The sequence below is a fragment of the Acinetobacter sp. C32I genome (genome assembly GCF_023702715.1).
GTDB lineage: Bacteria > Pseudomonadota > Gammaproteobacteria > Pseudomonadales > Moraxellaceae > Acinetobacter.
The window spans coordinates 712,826-732,100 of sequence record NZ_CP098480.1; the positions used below are offsets into that span (position 1 = coordinate 712,826).

At 40.8% G+C, this 19,275-nt stretch carries 17 protein-coding genes and 1 pseudogene; 11 read left to right on the forward strand and 7 right to left on the reverse strand.

Going from position 1 to position 19,275, the window contains the following annotated elements; all coding sequences use genetic code 11:
* Nucleotides 1-86: 86 nt before the first annotated feature.
* Nucleotides 87-1,751, reverse strand: coding sequence for a BCCT family transporter (locus NDN13_RS03415; RefSeq protein ID WP_251117169.1), 1,665 nt, complete (start codon nucleotides 1,749-1,751; stop codon nucleotides 87-89).
* A gap of 524 nt (nucleotides 1,752-2,275) precedes the next feature.
* Between NDN13_RS03415 and NDN13_RS03420 the strand changes: the two genes are divergently transcribed.
* The 10 genes and pseudogenes from NDN13_RS03420 (at nucleotide 2,276) to NDN13_RS03465 (ending at nucleotide 12,133) form a co-directional block, all read left to right on the forward strand.
* Nucleotides 2,276-3,466 carry an aromatic ring-hydroxylating oxygenase subunit alpha gene (locus NDN13_RS03420; protein WP_005315916.1) on the forward strand — a complete coding sequence of 397 codons (1,191 nt, stop codon included), beginning with the start codon at nucleotides 2,276-2,278 and terminating at the stop codon, nucleotides 3,464-3,466.
* A 1-nt stretch (nucleotide 3,467) separates the two neighbouring features.
* Nucleotides 3,468-4,898 carry an aldehyde dehydrogenase family protein gene (locus tag NDN13_RS03425; RefSeq protein WP_251117170.1) on the forward strand — a complete coding sequence of 477 codons (1,431 nt, stop codon included), beginning with the start codon at nucleotides 3,468-3,470 and terminating at the stop codon, nucleotides 4,896-4,898.
* 28 nt (nucleotides 4,899-4,926) lie between these two features.
* A pseudogene (locus NDN13_RS03430) lies at nucleotides 4,927-5,088 on the forward strand (rubredoxin); the annotation flags it as partial.
* Nucleotides 5,077-6,285, forward strand: coding sequence for an NAD(P)/FAD-dependent oxidoreductase (locus NDN13_RS03435; protein ID WP_251118155.1), 1,209 nt, complete (start codon nucleotides 5,077-5,079; stop codon nucleotides 6,283-6,285). The pseudogene NDN13_RS03430 and the gene NDN13_RS03435, both read left to right, overlap by 12 nt.
* A gap of 17 nt (nucleotides 6,286-6,302) precedes the next feature.
* Complete coding sequence (locus tag NDN13_RS03440; protein ID WP_251117171.1) at nucleotides 6,303-7,619, forward strand: NAD(P)/FAD-dependent oxidoreductase; 1,317 nt, start codon at nucleotides 6,303-6,305, stop codon at nucleotides 7,617-7,619.
* 11 nt (nucleotides 7,620-7,630) lie between these two features.
* Nucleotides 7,631-7,984: a EutQ-related cupin domain-containing protein gene (locus NDN13_RS03445; RefSeq protein WP_005203299.1), complete on the forward strand. Its 354-nt coding sequence runs from the start codon at nucleotides 7,631-7,633 to the stop codon at nucleotides 7,982-7,984.
* A 168-nt stretch (nucleotides 7,985-8,152) separates the two neighbouring features.
* The gene (locus NDN13_RS03450; RefSeq protein WP_251117172.1) at nucleotides 8,153-9,328 is read left to right on the forward strand and encodes a hypothetical protein; all 1,176 of its coding nucleotides are present in this window, start codon (nucleotides 8,153-8,155) and stop codon (nucleotides 9,326-9,328) included.
* Between the two features lie 78 nt (nucleotides 9,329-9,406).
* Nucleotides 9,407-10,024 carry a MarC family protein gene (locus NDN13_RS03455; RefSeq protein ID WP_101235973.1) on the forward strand — a complete coding sequence of 206 codons (618 nt, stop codon included), beginning with the start codon at nucleotides 9,407-9,409 and terminating at the stop codon, nucleotides 10,022-10,024.
* Between the two features lie 134 nt (nucleotides 10,025-10,158).
* On the forward strand, nucleotides 10,159-10,647 hold the full coding sequence (locus NDN13_RS03460) for a nucleotide triphosphate diphosphatase NUDT15 (protein WP_241270874.1): 489 nt from the start codon (nucleotides 10,159-10,161) through the stop codon (nucleotides 10,645-10,647).
* Between the two features lie 316 nt (nucleotides 10,648-10,963).
* Nucleotides 10,964-12,133 (forward strand): MFS transporter, encoded by a 1,170-nt coding sequence (locus NDN13_RS03465; protein ID WP_251117173.1) that lies wholly within the window; start codon nucleotides 10,964-10,966, stop codon nucleotides 12,131-12,133.
* Nucleotide 12,134: 1 nt separating this feature from the next.
* Here the strand turns inward: NDN13_RS03465 and NDN13_RS03470 are convergent, their stop codons facing one another.
* Complete coding sequence (locus tag NDN13_RS03470; RefSeq protein WP_251117174.1) at nucleotides 12,135-13,625, reverse strand: amidase; 1,491 nt, start codon at nucleotides 13,623-13,625, stop codon at nucleotides 12,135-12,137.
* Between the two features lie 203 nt (nucleotides 13,626-13,828).
* On the opposite strand from NDN13_RS03470, the gene NDN13_RS03475 reads away from it, so the two are divergent.
* Complete coding sequence (locus NDN13_RS03475) at nucleotides 13,829-14,308, forward strand: hypothetical protein (protein WP_251117175.1); 480 nt, start codon at nucleotides 13,829-13,831, stop codon at nucleotides 14,306-14,308.
* A gap of 47 nt (nucleotides 14,309-14,355) precedes the next feature.
* On the opposite strand, the gene accC is transcribed toward NDN13_RS03475, so the two are convergent.
* The 5 genes from accC to NDN13_RS03500 all read right to left on the reverse strand — a co-directional run bounded on the left by accC (nucleotide 14,356) and on the right by NDN13_RS03500 (nucleotide 18,982).
* Entirely contained in the window at nucleotides 14,356-15,720 is a 1,365-nt protein-coding gene (gene accC / locus NDN13_RS03480; protein ID WP_004653228.1) for an acetyl-CoA carboxylase biotin carboxylase subunit, read from the reverse strand.
* Between the two features lie 17 nt (nucleotides 15,721-15,737).
* Entirely contained in the window at nucleotides 15,738-16,157 is a 420-nt protein-coding gene (gene accB, locus NDN13_RS03485; protein ID WP_251117176.1) for an acetyl-CoA carboxylase biotin carboxyl carrier protein, read from the reverse strand.
* Between the two features lie 27 nt (nucleotides 16,158-16,184).
* Entirely contained in the window at nucleotides 16,185-16,634 is a 450-nt protein-coding gene (gene aroQ, locus NDN13_RS03490; RefSeq protein ID WP_101235978.1) for a type II 3-dehydroquinate dehydratase, read from the reverse strand.
* A gap of 722 nt (nucleotides 16,635-17,356) precedes the next feature.
* On the reverse strand, nucleotides 17,357-18,391 hold the full coding sequence (locus NDN13_RS03495) for an ABC transporter substrate-binding protein (RefSeq protein ID WP_251117177.1): 1,035 nt from the start codon (nucleotides 18,389-18,391) through the stop codon (nucleotides 17,357-17,359).
* Nucleotides 18,392-18,982 (reverse strand): ANTAR domain-containing response regulator, encoded by a 591-nt coding sequence (locus NDN13_RS03500; RefSeq protein ID WP_005189070.1) that lies wholly within the window; start codon nucleotides 18,980-18,982, stop codon nucleotides 18,392-18,394.
* Nucleotides 18,983-19,275: the final 293 nt, after the last annotated feature.

The following is a 19,275-nucleotide window of genomic DNA, read 5'->3' on the forward strand; positions in this document are numbered from 1 at the left end:
GCGAAAATAGCTTTTCCAGCTTATGCTATAAAAAAGAGAACCGCTTAAAAAGGGTTCTCTTTTTTATATGTGTAGATTCCATAAAGTTAAATTTTGGTTTCACTTGCTGGATGCTTTGGCACAACACCAATATTAGCAATGTCTTCCTGTTTAAATGCCTTCATTAAGGCAAACATTGAAATGGTGAGGAAAACGATAATTGGAAAGCCAAACAGAATAACAGCGGCTTGAATTGTTTTTAGGCCACCAGCATAGAGTAAACCTAAACTAATTGCGGTAACGAATAGACACCAAATGATTCGAATACGAATAGGTGTATCCTTTTCGGAACGCGTATCTAGAAAACACAGCACATGGGTACCCGCATCTTGTGAAGTTACAAGATAGGTAATCAGTAACAGACAGGTCGCCATACTGAGGATTGATCCGAATAATCCACTATCTATGGCATTAAATAATTCAAATACAGCCAGCGTATTATCTTGTTGAGTTGCTTTTACAATTGGCCCACCCTTAAATTCAACAGCAGCAGGTGTGACTGTTGATGTTTGAGATGCAATCGTATCAGCAGATGGCCCGATTTGATTTTCAATCAATGCGGTTTGTTGTTCAAAACTTTTACGAGCATCTTGTTCAATTTTGAGGGCAGAACCACCAAATACTGCAAACCAAAAGAAAGTCACTAAAGTTGGAACAATCAGCACACCTGAAATGAGTTGGCGAATGGTACGTCCTTTAGAAATTTTGGCAATAAACATCCCTACAAACGGCGCCCATGTCGGCCACCATAACCAGTAGAACGCGGTCCACCAATTTTGCCATTCTGAATCTTTTTGGGCATCACTCCATAAACTCATCCCAATAAAGTGCGATGTATAGTTGCCAATGCCTTCGATATATGAATTGGTGATATAGCGTGCAGGGCCGATAAACATCAGAATCAAAATGAGTAGGATGGATAAGATAATATTAACTTCTGAAAGACGGCGCATACCTGTGCCAATACCACGCACAACTGAGAAAGTTGCAATACTCGACAATGAAATCATGAGAATAAATTGAACAGTAACGCTGACTTCTATATTAAAAACTTTATGCAAGCCCGCATTAATCTGTAATACACCGATGGCGAGTGTTTGAGAAATGCCGAAGGTTGTAATAATAATCACAAGTATGTCAACGATATGCCCGATTGGACCATAAATACGATCGCCAATAATAGGATGCAAAATTGAACGTAATGAAAAGGGTAAGCCTTTGCGAAATGAAAAGTAGGCAATGGCTAAAGCGGCTAAACAATAAATGGACCAGGCATGTAAACCCCAATGAAAATAGGAAATTTGCATTGCCATACTAGCCGCTTCATCCGTTAAGCCTTTGGTGAATGGGTTGCTTGCATAATGGTTCATCGGTTCTGCGACACCCCAAAACACCAAACCAACCCCCATAGCACAAGAAAATAGCATGGAGATCCATGCGAAATAGCTATATTCAGGTTTATCTGTATCTTTCCCGATTTTAATTAAGCCGTATCTGCTACACATTACATACAGCAGGAAAAAGCACATTGCCGATACAGAAGACAAAATAAACCACTTCATATTGTGTAATAAAACACTGGATAGATCGGCGAATATTTTTCCCGCGGAATCTGCGAAAACAGCACAAAATATAACGAATGCAATTACAAATACTTTTGAAATTATTGAAACAACTGAATGAGAATCAGTGGCCCCTGTTGTTGTACGCATAACTCCTCCTTGGATGCGTTGCAAATAGCTAAAAACTATTAGCTATCAGATGCGAATAATACAGAGTAGTAATGAGGAGGAAGAACACTCAACTGATTTATTCTCATTCATCCGTGAGTTTTAATCATGGGAGATGATTAGAGCTCTTGCATAAGTCTTTTTTGGGCTGTATTGAATTCGCAATGAAAGTTTCTTTTCCTTTTAAATGGATGAGCGTCGTTACGCGCAAGCGGGTGAGGATTTATATGAAGAATCACCCTTATCCTAATAAGGGACTTTCACCAACAATTTTTATTAATGATGGATCATTCTTCGATTTTTCAAAGAACTCTATTTTTTTAATATTTAATTTGGTCATAAGAAATAAATCTGAAGAGCATGATTAAAACTCATAGATACCAAGCTAAAAAGTCGTTTGTGGGACAACCCGATATTTAACACAATCTCCAAAGAAATAGCAGAGTGTGCAAATCATCTCAGCGCAGGGAGTTCTGCATTCGTTTAAATATAAGGGAGATCATCAGATGAATAGTCGAGTTAGCCAACAATTAATTACGGTTCAGCAAGTTGATAATGTTTTAAATCCAATTACTGAATCGAATGGCATGCCAAATTTGGCTTATACCAGCAATGAATATTTTAATTTCGAACGTGACAATATTTTAAGTAAAACATGGGTGTGTGTGGGTTTTGCTTCAGATTTACCTAAAAATAGTTATGTAAAGCCAGTGAATTTTATGGGTATGCCATTGGTCATGATGCGTAACCGTGATGGCTTAGTTCAAGTATTTCATAATGTATGCAGCCATCGTGGCATGCAACTGGTACATGATGAAGGTGCTATTGAAGGGGTTATTCGCTGTCCATACCATTCATGGAGCTATGACCTGAATGGTAATTTGAAAGGTACTCCGCATGTCGGTGGAATTGGTCAGCACAAAGATGAACGGTTTAAGTGTGAAAAACATGGTTTAAAGGCACTTCGTTCAGCAATTTGGATGGATATGGTCTTCGTTAATATTTCTGGCGATGCCGCAACATTTGAATCGCATATTGCACCTTTGGTAGAGCGTTGGAAACCTTTCTTAGGTGAAAATGGTTTAGAGCTCATCCGCAGTAGCAATGTGGGGTCACATTTTGAACTTCCAGTAAAAAGCAATTGGAAGCTTACCGTTGAAAATTATTGTGAAGCCTATCATTTGCCTTGGGTGCATCCGGCATTAAATACTTACTCCAAGCTTGAAGATCATTACAACATTATGTTCGAAGATCGCTTTGCAGGTCAGGGTAGTTATAAATATAACCTCTCAGCGACAGCAGGCACCCATTTACCAAAATTCCCAACTTGGCCTGAAGATCAATTACGCCATGCAGAATATGTTGCTGTATTTCCAAACGTATTGTTAGGTATTCAAGCTGATCATGCATTTGCCATGATGATTGATCCAATTGCGCCAGAACAGACCATAGAAAGGCTTCGCCTATATTACGTCAGCGATGAGTCTCTAAATGCCAAATATGATGCATGCCGTGAAGCAACATTGGAATCATGGAAGGTGGTTTTTGCTGAAGATGTTTTTGCTGTCGAAAATATGCAGAAAGGTCGTCATTCACCAGGTTTTGGTGGAGGTGTTTTTTCTCCTGAAATGGATTTGCCAACACACTTTTTCCAGAAGTGGTTAGCGACTCAGGCCAAAGCTGCGTTGGAGGCCTAACATGCAACATTACCTGAACTATGTGAATGGTCAGTGGCGAGATGCTGCACACCAATTTGAGGTGATCAACCCTGCAACAGCTCATGTTTTTGCAACCGTAGCACGTGCAAGTCTCGAAGATGCAGACGCAGCAATGGCTGCGGCTAGAGGCTGTGTAAACAGTGGTGCACTCATTGATGTACGTCCTGCACAACGTACAACTTGGATGTTAAAAGCAGCAGAAGCAATTCGTGAAATTGCAGAAGAGGGCGCATTAATCCTTTGTCGTGAAAACGGTAAAAATGTTGATACGGCACGTGAAGAATTCGATGAAGCAGCTCGCTATTTCGAATACTACGCAGGTATGGCAGATAAAATTGAAGGAATCTCAGTCCCTTTAGGTAAAAATTATATTGATTTCACTTCGTATATTCCAATGGGTGTATCGGTCCAGATCGTACCTTGGAACTTTCCTGTTTCGATCTGTGCACGTTCACTTGCACCAGCTTTAGCAGCTGGCAATGCGGTCGTGATTAAGTCACCCGAAGTTTCGCCGTTAGGAATGGTTTTACTCATTAAAGCGATTGAACAAGCTGGTTTTCCACAAGGTGCAGTGAATTTACTGTGTGGTAAAGGGTCAGAAGTTGGTACTTATCTGGTTAAACATCAAGAGACTAATCAGATTGTATTCACGGGTTCCGTTGCAACAGGCCAACGCATTTTGAAAGATGCGGCTGAACGTGCAACACCTTCTGTAATGGAGTTGGGCGGGAAGTCAGCGGCTATCGCTTTTGCCGACGTTGATCTAGAGCAGTTACTACGTAGCGTTAAAGTCGGAATTTTTTATAACTCAGGGCAAGTCTGCTCAGCAATGTCACGGTTATTAGTACAGCGTAGTCGCTATGAAGAAGTTAAGGCAGCCGTTATTCATCTGGCAGAAAACCTAACAATAGGCATTGGTGAAAGTAATGCGGAACTTACACCAGTTGTTTCTAAAGATCAGCAGCAACAGATTCTTAGCATGATTGATAAGGCTCGTGAAGAAGGTGCAAAAATCTTAACGGGTGGTCAAGCTGCAGATCTAGACGGCTATTTTGTCTTACCTACGATTATTGAAGCAAAAGCAGATATGTCGATTGCTCAGGAAGAAGTGTTTGGTCCTGTAATGGTGATCATGCCTTTTGATGATGAAGACCAAGCCGTTGCGATTGCTAATGGCACGGACTTCGGTCTTGTCGCGGGTGTGTTTGGTGAAAATCTAAATCAAACACTCCGAGTTGCAAATCGTCTTATTGCAGGTCAGGTCTTTATTAATGAATGGTTTGCAGGTGGTATTGAAACACCGTTTGGTGGTGTGGGCTTATCAGGTTTTGGTCGTGAAAAAGGGCAGGAAGCCATCTACAGTTATGTTCAGACTCGTAACATCGGTATTCGTTTGAAACATAGCGTGTAATGTTTAAGAAAATAAGGAAATAGACAAGATGAGAAAGTGGTTATGTATTGTCTGTGGCTGGATCTATGATGAAGCGAAAGGCTGGCCTGATGACGGGATAGCACCAGGAACAAAATGGGAAGATATCCCAGATGACTGGATGTGTCCAGAGTGTCAGGTGGGTAAAGCTGATTTTGAAATGCTTGATATTACTGATGTTGAGAGTGAGGAAATTCCTCAAGTAGCAGCAACTGCAGTGATTGAACCCGTGGTGATTATTGGTAGTGGCCATGCGGGTTATCAAGTGGCTTCGACTTTACGTGCCCAATCTGCAGACTTGTCTATTACCGTATTTACTGCTGATGATGGGGCTTTATATAGCAAACCTGCTTTATCGAATGCTTTGGCATTAGGTAAAGATGGCGATAGTTTAGTCCGTGAGACCGCTCTTAGTTGGGAACAACGCTTAAATATCCGTGTTTATCCTCATACCAAAGTGACTCATATTGATCGTGCGAATAAAAAGCTTCAAACCACAATTGGTGATTATCCTTACGGCAGACTCGTACTTGCGACTGGGGCAACTCCAGTCGTCATTCCGATTGATGGGGATTCTACAACGGCAACTTTAAGCGTAAATGATCTCGCAGATTATCGCCGTTTCCGTCAGCAATTATCAAATAAACAACATGTCACAATTCTGGGGGATGGTCTGATTGGTTGTGAGTTCGCTAATGATTTAGCTGCACATGGTGTCAAAGTTACCGTTGTTGGGCTAGGTAAATGGGTGATGGAACGTCTTATTCCAGAACCTTTAGGTCATGCACTACAAAATGCGCTAAGTGCGTTAGGCGTAGAGTGGAAATTACAAAATAGTATCCGTTCTATTCAATCAGCAAACGGTCATTACCAATTAACTCTCCAGGATGGTCAATCCGTTGAAACTGACTTGGTATTAAGTGCAGTCGGTTTAAGACCAAATATTGCACTTGCTCAAGCCGCTGGCCTAGAAACAGCACGCGGAATCTGTACGCGACTAGATCACCGCAGTAGCGATCCTACGATTTTTGCTTTGGGTGATTGTGCGGAAGTGAATGGTCAGTGGGCGCCTTATATCAATCCAATCACGCAAGCCTTACCTGCTTTAGTGAATAATCTTTTAGGTCAGTCAACGGCTGCGGATTTGAAATCAACACCTGTTTTAGTAAAAACACCAATTTTGCCGCTCTCTGTTTTACCTGCAATGGGGACAGGTGAGTGGAGAGTGGAACAACATGACGGAGAGTTTGCTGCTGGTTTCTACAATGAACAAGGCAGGTTAACAGGCTTTGCCTTACTCGGTCGTCAATTACAACATCATCGTAGTGAATGGCTAGAGAAACTAGATTCGTGTTCATCCACAGTTTAAGTTAAAGGAATAACAAAATGATTGCTTTACCAAATGATGATCGTACCTGTGGTTGGTATGCGGCATTAGCTCCAGCAGGTCCTGCTAAAAAGTTAATCGGTTCACAAAAAGCAGACTACGCCATTATTGGAGCGGGTTTCGCAGGATTAGCCGCAGCTCGTAGATTGGCAGAACTCAAGCCGAACGCCCGTATTATTCTAGTAGATGCACAACGTGTGGCTGAAGGTGCATCTGGACGTAACTCTGGCTTTGTGATTGATTTACCGCATAAATTTGCATTATCACATCCAGATCCTTCGCATAAGCAAAAGTTGTTAAGTCTAAACCGATCTGCAATTGCACAATTACAAGGTTTAGTCGAGCACCATAACATTGATTGTCAGTGGTCGGCAGTTGGTAAATACCAAGGCGCTGTAGGTGAAAGAGGTGAAGCTCATCTCAATCATTTTGAACATTTGATGAAAGATTTAGGTGAACCATATCGTTGGGTTGAAAAGGCCGAGCTGAAAAAAGTACTCGGGACAGATTTTTATAGTCGTGCAATTTTTACTCCTGGTTCTTACTTAATGCAACCAGCAGCTTTGGTAAGGGGGATGGGTGATCATTTACCAGAAACTGTCGAGTTATTAGAGCAATCACCGATTCGAAATCTGCAAAGAAACAATAATCAATGGGTCTTAGAAGGTGATCATGGCCTAATCACCACGCCTAAAGTACTTCTAGCAACCAGTATTTTCACACGTGAATTTGGATATTTGAAAAATCGCTTATTACCCGTCATGACCTTTGCGAGTTGGACACGTCCACTGACAGACCAAGAAATGACTATTTTTCTGGGTGAGTTGAATTGGGGATTAACACCAGCAGATCATGCTGGAACAACATTACGGATGACAGCAGATCGTCGTATCTTGATCCGTAATACTTATAAACATGTACCGAAATACGGTGCCAATGTGAGTGATGATAATCGTCATTGGATACAAGCTGATCATCGCAAAGCCTTTTTAGCACGTTATCCAGAGTTAGCTGATGTGCCATTTACACATACATGGGGCGGTGTTTACGCGATTTCTCGTAATTTCACCAATTTTTTTGGTGAATTAGAAGAGGGTGTTTATGCAAGTGCTTGTGACAATGGTGTTGGAGCAGCTTGGGGAACAATCTCGGGAACATTATTAGCCGATCTAGTTGTGGGATCTGATTCTCAGGCTCTACGTGATATTCAATACGTGACGGGTATGCCAAGTTTAAATCCGCCAGAACCGTTTTTAGGTCTAGGCGTGAAGACACGTATTCGATTTGAAAAATGGCGTAGCCGTAGTGAATTGTAAGGTAAAAAATTATGAATGAAGTTCGTTTAGTTGATAGTAAACAATTAGTTTTCAATCTCCGTGGTGAAACACCTCAAGGTACTGCTTATGTTGCCAGAGCATTAGGAGCTGATGTTTCTCCAAATATGGGTATTGGCTTTGCACGTTGGGAAGGTGCGGAAGTGAGTTGGAAATTACTTTATGACGAAGTCATTTTTGTCATTGAAGGTTGTTTTGAACTCACTGCAAATGGGCAGAAGTACGAAGTTCGGCCAGGGCAGATGCTGTGGATACCTGAGGGAACAGAGCTAATTTACGCTGGACATGCTGTATTTGGTTACGTGGTTCATCCAGGTAATTGGAAAGAAATACATGGTTTAATTTGAAGTTTAAAATATATCAACCCTTTTAGATCAGGTCATTACAAGTTTTAAATCAATCCTGAGTGCTTAATTTAAAAGGACTATTTTCCGATCAGAATAAGATGCCTTTATTAAAAATCAAGGAAGAAATTGGAATGGATTTCTCTCTAATACCGATACAAGGAGATATCAGTGTATAAGATAAATATCAAGCTAATTCTGGGATTGTTGGCAGCTGGGATCGCTTTTCCTGTATGTGCCGGCATTACTTTTGGTGATCCAAAAATGGATACAGGAGCCGTCACTGTTTCTGGTGCACTACGTGCCAAATACAACTATAAAGATTACGGTCAAAATACTGATTCAGATAATAGTATTCAGTTTGATGCCGCTATTGTGAATATTGGATATGAGTCACCAAATGTATTTGGAAATGTACAGTGGCGTTGTTATCAATGGTCTGATTTATGTGATTTTTCAACTTTAGTTTCTGCATATGCAGGCTATCGTTTAAATCGTACAGATCACATTACGCTTGGCTTACAGCCTGTACCTTTTGGTCCTAGCCGTTTTTGGGATAGCAGCTTTTATGCAGGTCTCAATTATACAATGGGGCTACAAGATGTACTCAATCTAGGGATTAATTATCATACTGAATTACCTTCGGCCACCAAGATTGATTTGGCCTACTTTGCCAGAGATGGCGGTCATTACACAGGTACAGCAGATAATGATACGGCTCGTTATTCTGCCAATACAGTGAAAACAAATGATCCAACAATGACGAGCGTAAAAGAAAAAAATATGTTCGTGATAAGAGCCAAACAAGAGCTTAGCTTTTTCAATAATGATGACTTAGATATGGCTGTTGGTGGAAGTTACTGGTATTCAACGATTGAGAATCAACAGAATCATAAAGAGGGCAATCGCAAAGCTTGGTCATTATTTAATACTCTTAATTATCAAAACTTAGCCATAACCCTGACGGCAGGACAGATCAAAATAGACAATAAAGATCCGATTTCAAATTACTCCACATTTGGATCATTTGATACTGCTTACAACATTGCAAATAGCGGCACTTTTTATTCCGTCGATATGAACTATAGCTTTAAAGATGTCATAAATGGCCTGAATGTCACCCCTTATGTGGTCTTAAGCGGCTTGAATAAAGATGAGCAGAATTATAAAAACTCTCAACGTAATATCATCGGCGCAGCTTGGAACTATAAGCAGATCTCGCTTTATTCAGAATATATCACCAGTAAGAATGATCCATTTATTGGAGGGAACGCAAATTCTTTGGCTGGCGGTGATGACGGACGGTGGAACAAGTTGTTGAATGTCATGTTTGTTTATAATTTTTAATCATTTGCAAAAACGTATGAACTCAATCTTTCGTAGAAAGCTGATTAACGTATTGAAGACGCATTGGAGTGTGGGACGATGACTTCTTCTTATTTGAGCACATTTCTCTTATTTTTCTCATTGTTGAATCCATTTCTGATGAGTGTCTATATGATCGGTTTAATTCGACATACAGAGACCAGAATATTTAATCGTGCTCTGATACAAGGTGGGCTGATTGCTTATGTTGTGTTTTTACTTTTTGCTTGGGGAGGCGAAGCAATTTTTAGTAAGTACTTAAATGTACGGTTTGAATCGTTCCAGATATTTGGTGGCCTTATTTTTTTGGTCATTGGCTATCGCTATGTTTTCCAAGGGGCAGATACGATTGGTGAAATGCGAGGTGCTCCAGAACATCTAGCGGGTACAGTGGCTATGCCTTTTATGATTGGGCCTGGAACAATCAGTGCTGCTGTTGTAACAGGCATGAGTATGTCAATTGCTGAGGCAGCAATCGTGATTGCATGTACGCTATTTTTAACATGTAGTGTATTAATCGTAATGAAACTTTCGCATGACCATTTACGTTATAAGCATGCCAAATATATTGATCGCTATTTCGATATTGTTGGCCGGTTGGCGGCATTGCTTATTGGCACAATTGCAATTGATATGATTGTGAATGGGGTTACTAGATTGGTGATGAAAACGGGTTAGCAGATCTGGCTTGAATGCCATTTTTTATGATGGGAAAATTATATTGAGGTGTTCTCTTCAGTTGGTATTATTACTGCAATCGTACGTCGTTATAATTAAGATCTCAAATAACATAGTTATTGCAAAGGTATTATATGATGCTTGAGACTTTAAATTTAGCACCTATAGTCGGTGTTGGTGTGATGATATTAGATGATGCAGATCAGGTCTTGTTGGGCCTGCGCATTAAAGTTGGTGAAGAACCTTCTTGGTGTTTTCCAGGTGGAAAAATTGAAGCTGGTGAAAGTTATGAACAATCAGCACTAAGAGAAGTATTTGAAGAAACAGGTTTAAAATTAGAAGAACAGAATATTAAACCATTTACGCTACTTATTGATCAGTCTTCGCCTGTTGTAAATACTACGGTGGGGCTGTCGTGTCAGTTACACAATAATAAGATGAAAGCGCAAATTGTGGTTACCGAACCAGATATTTTTGATAGATGGGCTTGGTTTAGCTTATCAGACTTACCGTCTAATTTATTTCCTGCATCGCAAGCAATGCTAAATGTTTGGAAAGAAGAAAAGCTACATGAGTCATGGATTTCTTATCCGATAATGGCTTGGGATCACTGTAGACCATGATTTACTCTGGTGAATATATGATTTAAAAGGTTTTTTTAAAATTTAAATCTTGGAGCTAGGGTCATCGCAAAAGGCTGTTTTATGGGCCGCGAAAATAAATAATGATGATTGGATTTTATTCATATAGAAATGAACGTAGATTCTATATTCGGATTTATGTTCATCAAATGAATTATTCGAGGTGGTTTAGAGGTATGATGCTTGGATACAAGCCAGTATGAATGATGAAAGCGTATATGTTTGGATGTGAGTTAAAGCTTCAAATAGAAAGATATAAGCTGTTATTTCAGGCTTAGCCAACGAATAAAATGAATCAATGCCATCACTGACTATCAATACCAGACTCGCAGGTTTCTACTTCTTCTACTATGCCATAGTCGGTACATTCATGCCGTATTGGAACCTGTATCTACAAGATCAGGGGTTCAATTACCAAGAGATCGGCATTCTTTCTTCAATTGCCATTATTACCCGTTTTTTTGCACCATTGATTTGGGGCTGGATTGCAGATAAATCAGGTAAACGAATGCTTTTGGTTCGAATTGCAACATGGATGGAAGCCTGTATCTGGTTCGCCATCTTCGTAATTCCGAATAGTTTCCAATCAGTGGCTTTACTGATGTTGATTTTTAGCTTCTTCCAAAATGCCATCTTGGCGCAGTTTGAAGGGGTGACTTTATTCTGGTTAGGCGAAAAACGTGCGGAACTCTATGGCAAAGTGCGTAAATGGGGTTCAGTCGGTTTTATTGTCGGTGTATTTGTAATTGGAGCATTGCTGGAAGTCATTCCGATTTCAATGCTGCCTATTTTATTGCTCTCTGTTTCGTTTTTGGCCTTTCTCTGGTCATTTAGTATTAAAGAACCAGAGCATGCGCCAAGCTCTCAGAAAACACTTGAACCACTATTGCCGATTTTAAAACGGCCCATCGTCGCGGCATTTTTTAGTATTGAATTTATTTTACTGTTCTCATTGGCGCCATTTTATAGCTTCTATAGTAACTACCTAAAAGAAATCGGTTTTAGCACCACACAAATTGGCAGCTTATGGGCGATGGGGGTGATTGCTGAAATCGTCATGTTTGCTGTGGCACAAAAGCTCTTCTTCACTCGCTTTTCATGGCGAACATTGGTGGTGATTTGCCTGCTTTTAACCAGTTTACGTTGGTTCTTGGTTGGTATCTTAGAGGGTAATTATATTGGACAGTTGTTAGCACAATGCTTACATGCCTTTAGTTTTGGCCTATTCCATTTGATTGCTATGAAAGTGATTTTCCAGAACTTTACACCAGAGCAGCAAGGCCGAGGGCAGGCGTTGTATAGCACCATGTGGGGCTTAGGGGTAGCGTCTGGGAGCTTATTGGCTGGGCACTACTGGCAAATATTTTCAGGTGCGACTATTTTCTTCTGTGCCAGTGTGGTGGTCTTGTTTGGTTTATTACTGGTGCTATGGCTGCCGAATCAAGTGGAAACAGCAGCCAAAAGTTAGGCTAGATTTGGATGTGCTTATATTGTGGCAGCCACGGTTGTGCTTGTTCCAGTTGAGCAGCAAGTTGCAACAAGCGGTCTTCTCGTCCAAAAGGCGCGATAAACTGGCTACCGAGTGGCATACCATGTTTATTCCAATACAATGGTACAGACATGGCAGGTAGGCCCGTTACATTGGCCAATTGGGTAAATGGCACCCAGCTTAAATTGTCCTGTACCATTTTTTCAACCAACTTGCCTTGCGCTAAATAATGCGCTTTACCAACTTTTAGCAAGCCTTTTAGGATTGGCTTCTGCCAAGCTGGTGTAGCAACCTCACCATTTTTAGGCGCGACTGAGGCCGTGGTTGGGGTGAGGTATAAGTCATATTTTTCAAAGAAAATATTCATCTGGGTGCTGTACAGTCCCCAATTATTGAGCGTGTGAATATATTCTGTTGCTGTAGTCTTCGCACCAAAGGCGGCCAAAGCAATCGAATCGAGTTCAAAATCACGATCGGTAGCACCTGCCATTTGCTTGATCTGGGCCTGCATATAGGAGAATTGGCTAAACCAAGTGGTAACGAAGTCTTTGGCCAGTTCGAGGCCATCAATTTTAGGTCGGTCTTCAACCACGATATGACCCAATGATTCTAAGAGTTTTGCTGTTTGTTGTACGGCTTGGATTGCATCTTTAGAAATTTTGCTACCAATCGGTGACTGGGTGCTAAACGCAATGCGGAGTTTTTTTGGGCTTTGTTGAATGATATCTAAGTAGTTTTGTTTAGGGGCTTCAATTCGAAATAATGAAGTTTGTTCAGGACCTTGCACTGCATCAAGCATGGCTGCACTATCTCGAACAGTTTTGCTGAGTACATGCTGCATGGCTGCGCCGTGCATAGCTTCGCTGAATTGTGGCCCCCAAGGCGTACGCCCACGACTGGGTTTGAGTCCGAATATACCGCAATAAGAAGCAGGGATACGAATTGATCCGCCGCCATCGCCAGCACCCGCAATCGGTACTAACCCCGCTGCAACAGCCGAAGCAGAACCGCCTGAAGATCCACCCGTATTATGTTTTAAATTCCAAGGATTGTGGCATGAACCCCAAGCCTCTGGTTCTGTAATCCCTTTAATACCAAATTCTGGCGTGTTGGTACGACCAAAAGTGACAATACCAGTTTGTTCCCAGCGATTGACAATTTCAGCATTAAAATCAGGCGTGTAATTGATTTTTTTTAATGCTTGACTGCCATAAGAGGTTGGCACACCTTGGTATTCTTGGAACAGGTCTTTGACGAGAAATGGAACGCCTGCAAATGCACCACTAAGGTTCTGTTGTGCACGTTGTTTGGCTTGTTCATACATTGGAATAATGATGGTATTTAGCTTTGGATTAACCTGATTGCTCCGTTCTAATGCAATTTCCAGTAGCTCTGAAGGCTGAATCTCTTTGTTTTTGACCAGCTGAGCGAGTCCTAGACCATCGTACTGTACGTATTCTGAAAATTTCATGGCTTTTATCCCTAAAGCTAATTCTTTATAAAGTAAATAATTAAGCACAAATTGGAAAATAGCATACCTGAAAAAATGCCAAAACAAGCATTTAAATTGCATGGTAAAAATATTGTGTTTATATGGTTATGAATGCATGTTTTTATCAAAAAATATGCTAATTTAAGCCTATGCACCGTTAAGATGACGACTTAATTAAATCTATGAAAAATATTTATATTATTGGATTATTATGGGCTTGCTCAACATGGACTATGGCAGAGACGGTCGTAAATGACAAAGTAACAGTAACCCCGCAGCAGATCGCGAAAGCTAACGCAATTCGGGTCACCACTCGTCCAGAAATCATGGGCTTGTGGGGAATGGAAATTCCGAACAATAAAAAATGTGTCGAGTACTATAATTTCCGTGGCGCTAGCGATGTAGTGGTTAAAAGCGGACAAGAATGGTCTTATGGCTTATATGACTATCAGCCCTCAGAAGACCATAAAGAGCGTTTACCTGCACTGATTTTACAAATCAAATATGACAATAATGAAACAGACTGTTCAGGTCAAAAGCAAGACCAAACAGGTGAGGTTTCTCAGTATTTCGTGAAGTGGGCCAATGATTCGACCATCGATTTTTGTGCCAGTGAAAAAGGTGATAAATGCTTTGCAACCTTACGCCGTGTTTTACCTTAGATTAATTGAGTTATAAAAAAAGCCTCTTATTGAAGAGGCTTTTTTATTTAGGCTTTTTCAGCTTGTTGTTCTAGCTGCTTCAGCAAATGTTTTTCCAGATAATGAATATCCATTGCTTGTTCACAGAAGTTTTTATCCTTCAAGATCAGATCTTTATGCAATGGAATATTGGTCTTAATACCAGTTAGAATCATTTCATCTAAAGCTTGGCGCATGCGAGCCAAAGAGGTTTCACGATCTTTACCATGGGCAATTAATTTTGCAATCATTGAATCATAGTAAGGCGGAATGCTATAGCCTTGATAAATGTGCGAGTCCAACCGGATTCCTGCGCCACCTGGTGCATAGAAATTTTCAATTTTCCCAGGAGATGGCAAGAAGGTGGTTGGATCTTCAGCATTGATACGGCATTCAATCGCATGACCTTTTACTTCGATTTGATCTTGTTCAAGCTCTAAGCCTAAACCAGCCGCAATACGAAGTTGTTGTTCAATAATATCCACACCAGTCACCATTTCAGTGACAGGGTGTTCTACTTGAACTCGGGTATTCATCTCGATAAAGAAGAATTCACCATCTTCAAATAAAAACTCGAATGTTCCCGCACCACGATACTGCATCAACTTACAAGCATTCACACAGGCTTCAAGAATATCTGCACGTGCTTGTTCCGGTAAGTTTGGAGCAGGTGCTTCTTCCAGTACTTTTTGGTGGCGACGTTGTAGAGAGCAGTCACGATCATAGAGGTGAATCGCATGGCCATTACCATCACCGAGAACCTGTACTTCGACATGGCGTGGTTTCTGTAAGAAACGTTCCATATACACCGTATCATCACCAAACCACATTTCCGCATCACGTTGTGCTGCTTGAACAGATTCAAGTAGGGTGTCGACACGTTCTACGATACGCATCCCACGACCACCGCCACCAGATGCAGCTTTGACGATTAATGGAAAGCCAATTTCTTTGGCTTCAGCAAGCGCATTGTGAATGGTTACCGCATGGTCACAACCTGGTACGGTTGGTACGCCTGACTTTTTCATGGCGATAATCGCAGAAACTTTATTGCCCATCAGGCGAATATGTTCAGGACGTGGGCCAATGAAGATAAAGCCTGAGCTTTCTACAATTTCAGCGAATTCAGCATTTTCAGATAAAAAGCCATAACCAGGGTGGATGGCATCTGCACCTGTAATTTCTGCAGCAGTAATAATTGCAGGAATATTTAAATAGCTTTCACTACTTGCGCCCGGTCCGATACATACTGCTTCATCAACGAAGCGTAAGTGCATTAAATCTTTATCGGCATCTGAATAGATACCTACTGTTTTAATGCCAAGAGTTTTACAAGCCCGAGTAATTCGTAAAGCGATTTCACCACGGTTTGCAATTAATACTTTTTGCAACATAGGAATCCCCAGACTAATTAGGCACGGTAGCGGAAAAGTGGTTGACCGAATTGGATCACTTCACCATTTTTCACTAAAATTTCTTCAATGACACCGCTCTTAGTCGCTTCAATCGGGTTCATGATTTTCATCGCTTCGATGATCCCCAATGTTTCACCCGCAGAAACTGTTTGACCTACATTTACAAATGGCGCTTCGCCTGGACTCGGTGCTGCATAGAACACACCAACCATTGGAGAAGTTTCAACAGCACCACGAGGGGTTTTTGCTGCTGGCGCAGGAGCAGAAGCGGCTGGCGCTGCTGCAACAGGTGCTGCCGCATACACAGGTGTAGGACGAGTTAATGAGATGGATTGGTCACCTTCCTTAACTTCAATCGCTTGTAAGTCAGATTCAATCATCAAATCGATGAGTTTCTTGATTTTACGGATATCCATGAGTGAGCATTCCTAATGTGTTTAAAATTAGTTAGAAGATTGAATTTTTTCGATAGCGTAATCGAGAGCAAAGGAATAACCCTTTGCACCTAAGCCACAAATTACGCCAATGGCTTTATCTGATAAATATGAGTGATGACGGAATGATTCACGGGCGTGAACATTTGACAAATGCACCTCAATATAGGGGATGGCAACACCAAGTAGGGCATCGCGTAAAGCAACTGATGTGTGGGTCAAGGCAGCAGGGTTGATGATGATAAATTTCACACCCTCAGTTTGTGCTTGATGAATGCGATCGACAATCGCACCTTCCCAGTTACTTTGAAAAGAATCGAGTGTAAGTGATACGTGTTGAGCTTGAGCAGTGAGTTGCTGGTTAATATCATCCAAAGTGAGATAACCATAAACCTCTGGTTCGCGCTTTCCTAGCAAGTTCAAATTCGGTCCGTGAATCACCAAAATGGTTGAGCTCATTCAGCCTGCTCCAATTCTAAATCTGCAAAAGTTTTTTGCAAGATGTCTGCAAAGTTTGCTTATTATGGCACAAAATTCTGCAATTTTTTTATAATTTGTTTTAATCGATGAAGAAATTTGCATGCCAAGCATGGTGCATATAATGAAAACTTTGCAAGGAATTGGCAATGTTAAAATATGACAAAATTCAACGTAATTTAATTTTTAAACATTTTAAACTGAATTGCCCCATTTCGTTCATGGGAATTGTGTAACTCAGCAGTCAAATGATTTAGATTTATATCGATTGACCAGACTTAAATACCAGAAAAAAAACAGGTTGCTGTGTAGCTAAATAAGAAAAATCTCCTGACTTTAGAATGATAACATATTGTTTTTGCATGTATTAGTAATTTTTTTGCAGATGTTTTACCTAAACTTGAAAAAATCTGTAGATCCACTTTTAAATACGGCTCAGTAAGTGAAAGACAAGCTGAGTCTAGCCTAAAGTTCTATTCTCTAAGATGATTATGGAATGAACATTTATATGCATGATCCAGTTGGCAGAAATGATGAAATTTCACATTGGAGATGGCAGTTAATGACATAAAAATGTCCGAAAAAGATATCCATGCTTTAAATAAGATAACACTACTTAAGAGCTTGCTTTTGATTGGGGCAATCTCTTATGGGTCTTTCAAAGCTGTCTTGGTACATCAAGACAGCTTTTTTTTATGTTGGTTTTATGACTGGATCGAAGCGGCTCGATAGATCTCAGTGAGCAAACAGCTTTGTGCCTGATCAGGATAACTCATTTCATCGAGTGCAGAGGCATTCCACTTATGCATTTGCTGAAACAGCCATTCAAAATCCTTTGCTTTGGGTTCGGCACTGCCTTGTACGAAATTCCGAATGATATTCTGAATGATGAAGTACTTTTCAACATGTACGTCTGGCGAGCAATGGAATTGGATCACATCAAATTCAATCAGAAGTTGCCATACAGGGCTGAAATCATCCAGTTGTCGCAACTCTTGTTGCGCTTTGAGAATGGCACTGGTTAAGGCAATCAAAGTGTGTGGATGTTGTTGCGCCCATTCCTGTGTAACGGCTAAGACTTTGTCGGCAACATTGGGAATAATCTGTTGGCTAGAACAGATGATGTGACTTAAGCCTTGTAACTCGGCTTGGGTATTCCAGGGTTCTCCGACACAAAAACCATCTATTAAATGGTTACTGATCGCCTCGACCATATAGGGAGGTGGTAGGGTTTTCATTTGAATGGATTGCGCCAGTTTAGGATCGGCCAAGGCCAACCATTCTCTGAGACAATAGTGATGAATCGAGTGTTGGAATACATGTGCCAAAGAGACATTTTGATCTTGGCGGATATAATCCGTCAGTTTCTGTGCGGAGCTCTCTGCGCTGTCTTGTTTCTGAATATTCAGTGCATAACAGAGCTTCTGGCTTAAGCTGATAAAGGCACGGTTTTCACTCAACACGATAGGGGTTTGTAATGGAATCCCAATTTGATCGGTTCCGACTGCTGCCGCTGGCAGCATGGCAGACAGGCAATGTGCAGCATCGAGTAAGCCAAAAGCTAAACGATCACGTAAGCTGGCCCAAGAGGCTTCCTTGACTAAATTGACATTTAAACTGACTTCTTCAAAAAAACCACGCTGTTTTGCCCAGAGTAATGCGACACAATCAAGTAAGGGAATATAGCCCAGTTGTAATTCGGTTTTTTCTACTTTTGCTAATTCGACTAAATGGCTCATCTATTCATCCTTTAGTTGATTATTTAAAAGTTGTTGGGCATCGAGTAAACGGCGTGCCATTTCTCCAATGGTCATGCGGTGGCTCATGGCATTTTTTCTGAGTAATTGAAACGCGGTGTCTTCAGTTAAGCCATGCAGTTGCATGAGCAACACTTTGGCCTTTTCGACATCTTTACGATCTGCAAGTTTGGTCTTGGCATCTTTCAGGTCACATTCCAGTTTTTTATGCTTTTTATACTGCTCAATCGAAATATCTAAAATGGTGTGTAAGCGGCTTGGGTCTATACCATCGACGATATAGGCGGTAATCCCTGCATCGATGGCTTGTTTGATGGTGTCTTTATCGGTGTTCTTGGTAAATAAGACGGTAGGCAGATCAAAGTTACTGACACAACTTTCAATCACATCGCGATGTGGATGATCCATATCAAGCAGAATGACATCGGCTTGAAGATGTTCGAGTTTAAAAATATTGAGATGATCGAGAGTAAAACAAGCCACTACATCAAAGTCATGTTCAATTAAACAGGTTTTTATGTATTCAGCCCGAGCCTGGTCGTCATCAATAAGTGCGATCTTGAGTTTCGGCATAGTATTTAGGTCAAACGGTGGGGTTGTGCACAGATATAAAGTGCTGTGCGTATTGTTTTTGAAGCAAAATTAGTGCCAGTGAATGAGTTTTCATTTCTTATTCGGTGCAATCGCTCCATAGGGCGTATTGTTTATGCGCTTTATTGTATCGCTGTGACCAAGTAGAAGAAATGAAAAATTTGAATTATATCCTCCAGAATAGAAACTGCACTTTTTAAGTGCATAAAAAGAGTTGTTTTGAAGCAGTGCGAATTATGCTTTAAAACAGGTCGTTGTACTGAACTTGCACTCTT

Bases quoted from the DNA above. Each gene is read 5' to 3' on its own strand.
- NDN13_RS03415 (WP_251117169.1), bottom strand. From the start codon at position 1,751: ATGCGTACAACAACAGGGGCCACTGATTCTCATTCAGTTGTTTCAATA.
- NDN13_RS03420 (WP_005315916.1), top strand. From the start codon at position 2,276: ATGAATAGTCGAGTTAGCCAACAATTAATTACGGTTCAGCAAGTTGAT.
- NDN13_RS03425 (WP_251117170.1), top strand. From the start codon at position 3,468: ATGCAACATTACCTGAACTATGTGAATGGTCAGTGGCGAGATGCTGCA.
- NDN13_RS03435 (WP_251118155.1), top strand. From the start codon at position 5,077: ATGCTTGATATTACTGATGTTGAGAGTGAGGAAATTCCTCAAGTAGCA.
- NDN13_RS03440 (WP_251117171.1), top strand. From the start codon at position 6,303: ATGATTGCTTTACCAAATGATGATCGTACCTGTGGTTGGTATGCGGCA.
- NDN13_RS03445 (WP_005203299.1), top strand. From the start codon at position 7,631: ATGAATGAAGTTCGTTTAGTTGATAGTAAACAATTAGTTTTCAATCTC.
- NDN13_RS03455 (WP_101235973.1), top strand. From the start codon at position 9,407: ATGACTTCTTCTTATTTGAGCACATTTCTCTTATTTTTCTCATTGTTG.
- NDN13_RS03460 (WP_241270874.1), top strand. From the start codon at position 10,159: ATGATGCTTGAGACTTTAAATTTAGCACCTATAGTCGGTGTTGGTGTG.
- NDN13_RS03465 (WP_251117173.1), top strand. From the start codon at position 10,964: ATGCCATCACTGACTATCAATACCAGACTCGCAGGTTTCTACTTCTTC.
- NDN13_RS03470 (WP_251117174.1), bottom strand. From the start codon at position 13,625: ATGAAATTTTCAGAATACGTACAGTACGATGGTCTAGGACTCGCTCAG.
- NDN13_RS03475 (WP_251117175.1), top strand. From the start codon at position 13,829: ATGAAAAATATTTATATTATTGGATTATTATGGGCTTGCTCAACATGG.
- accC (WP_004653228.1), bottom strand. From the start codon at position 15,720: ATGTTGCAAAAAGTATTAATTGCAAACCGTGGTGAAATCGCTTTACGA.
- accB (WP_251117176.1), bottom strand. From the start codon at position 16,157: ATGGATATCCGTAAAATCAAGAAACTCATCGATTTGATGATTGAATCT.
- aroQ (WP_101235978.1), bottom strand. From the start codon at position 16,634: ATGAGCTCAACCATTTTGGTGATTCACGGACCGAATTTGAACTTGCTA.
- NDN13_RS03495 (WP_251117177.1), bottom strand. From the start codon at position 18,391: ATGAGCCATTTAGTCGAATTAGCAAAAGTAGAAAAAACCGAATTACAA.
- NDN13_RS03500 (WP_005189070.1), bottom strand. From the start codon at position 18,982: ATGCCGAAACTCAAGATCGCACTTATTGATGACGACCAGGCTCGGGCT.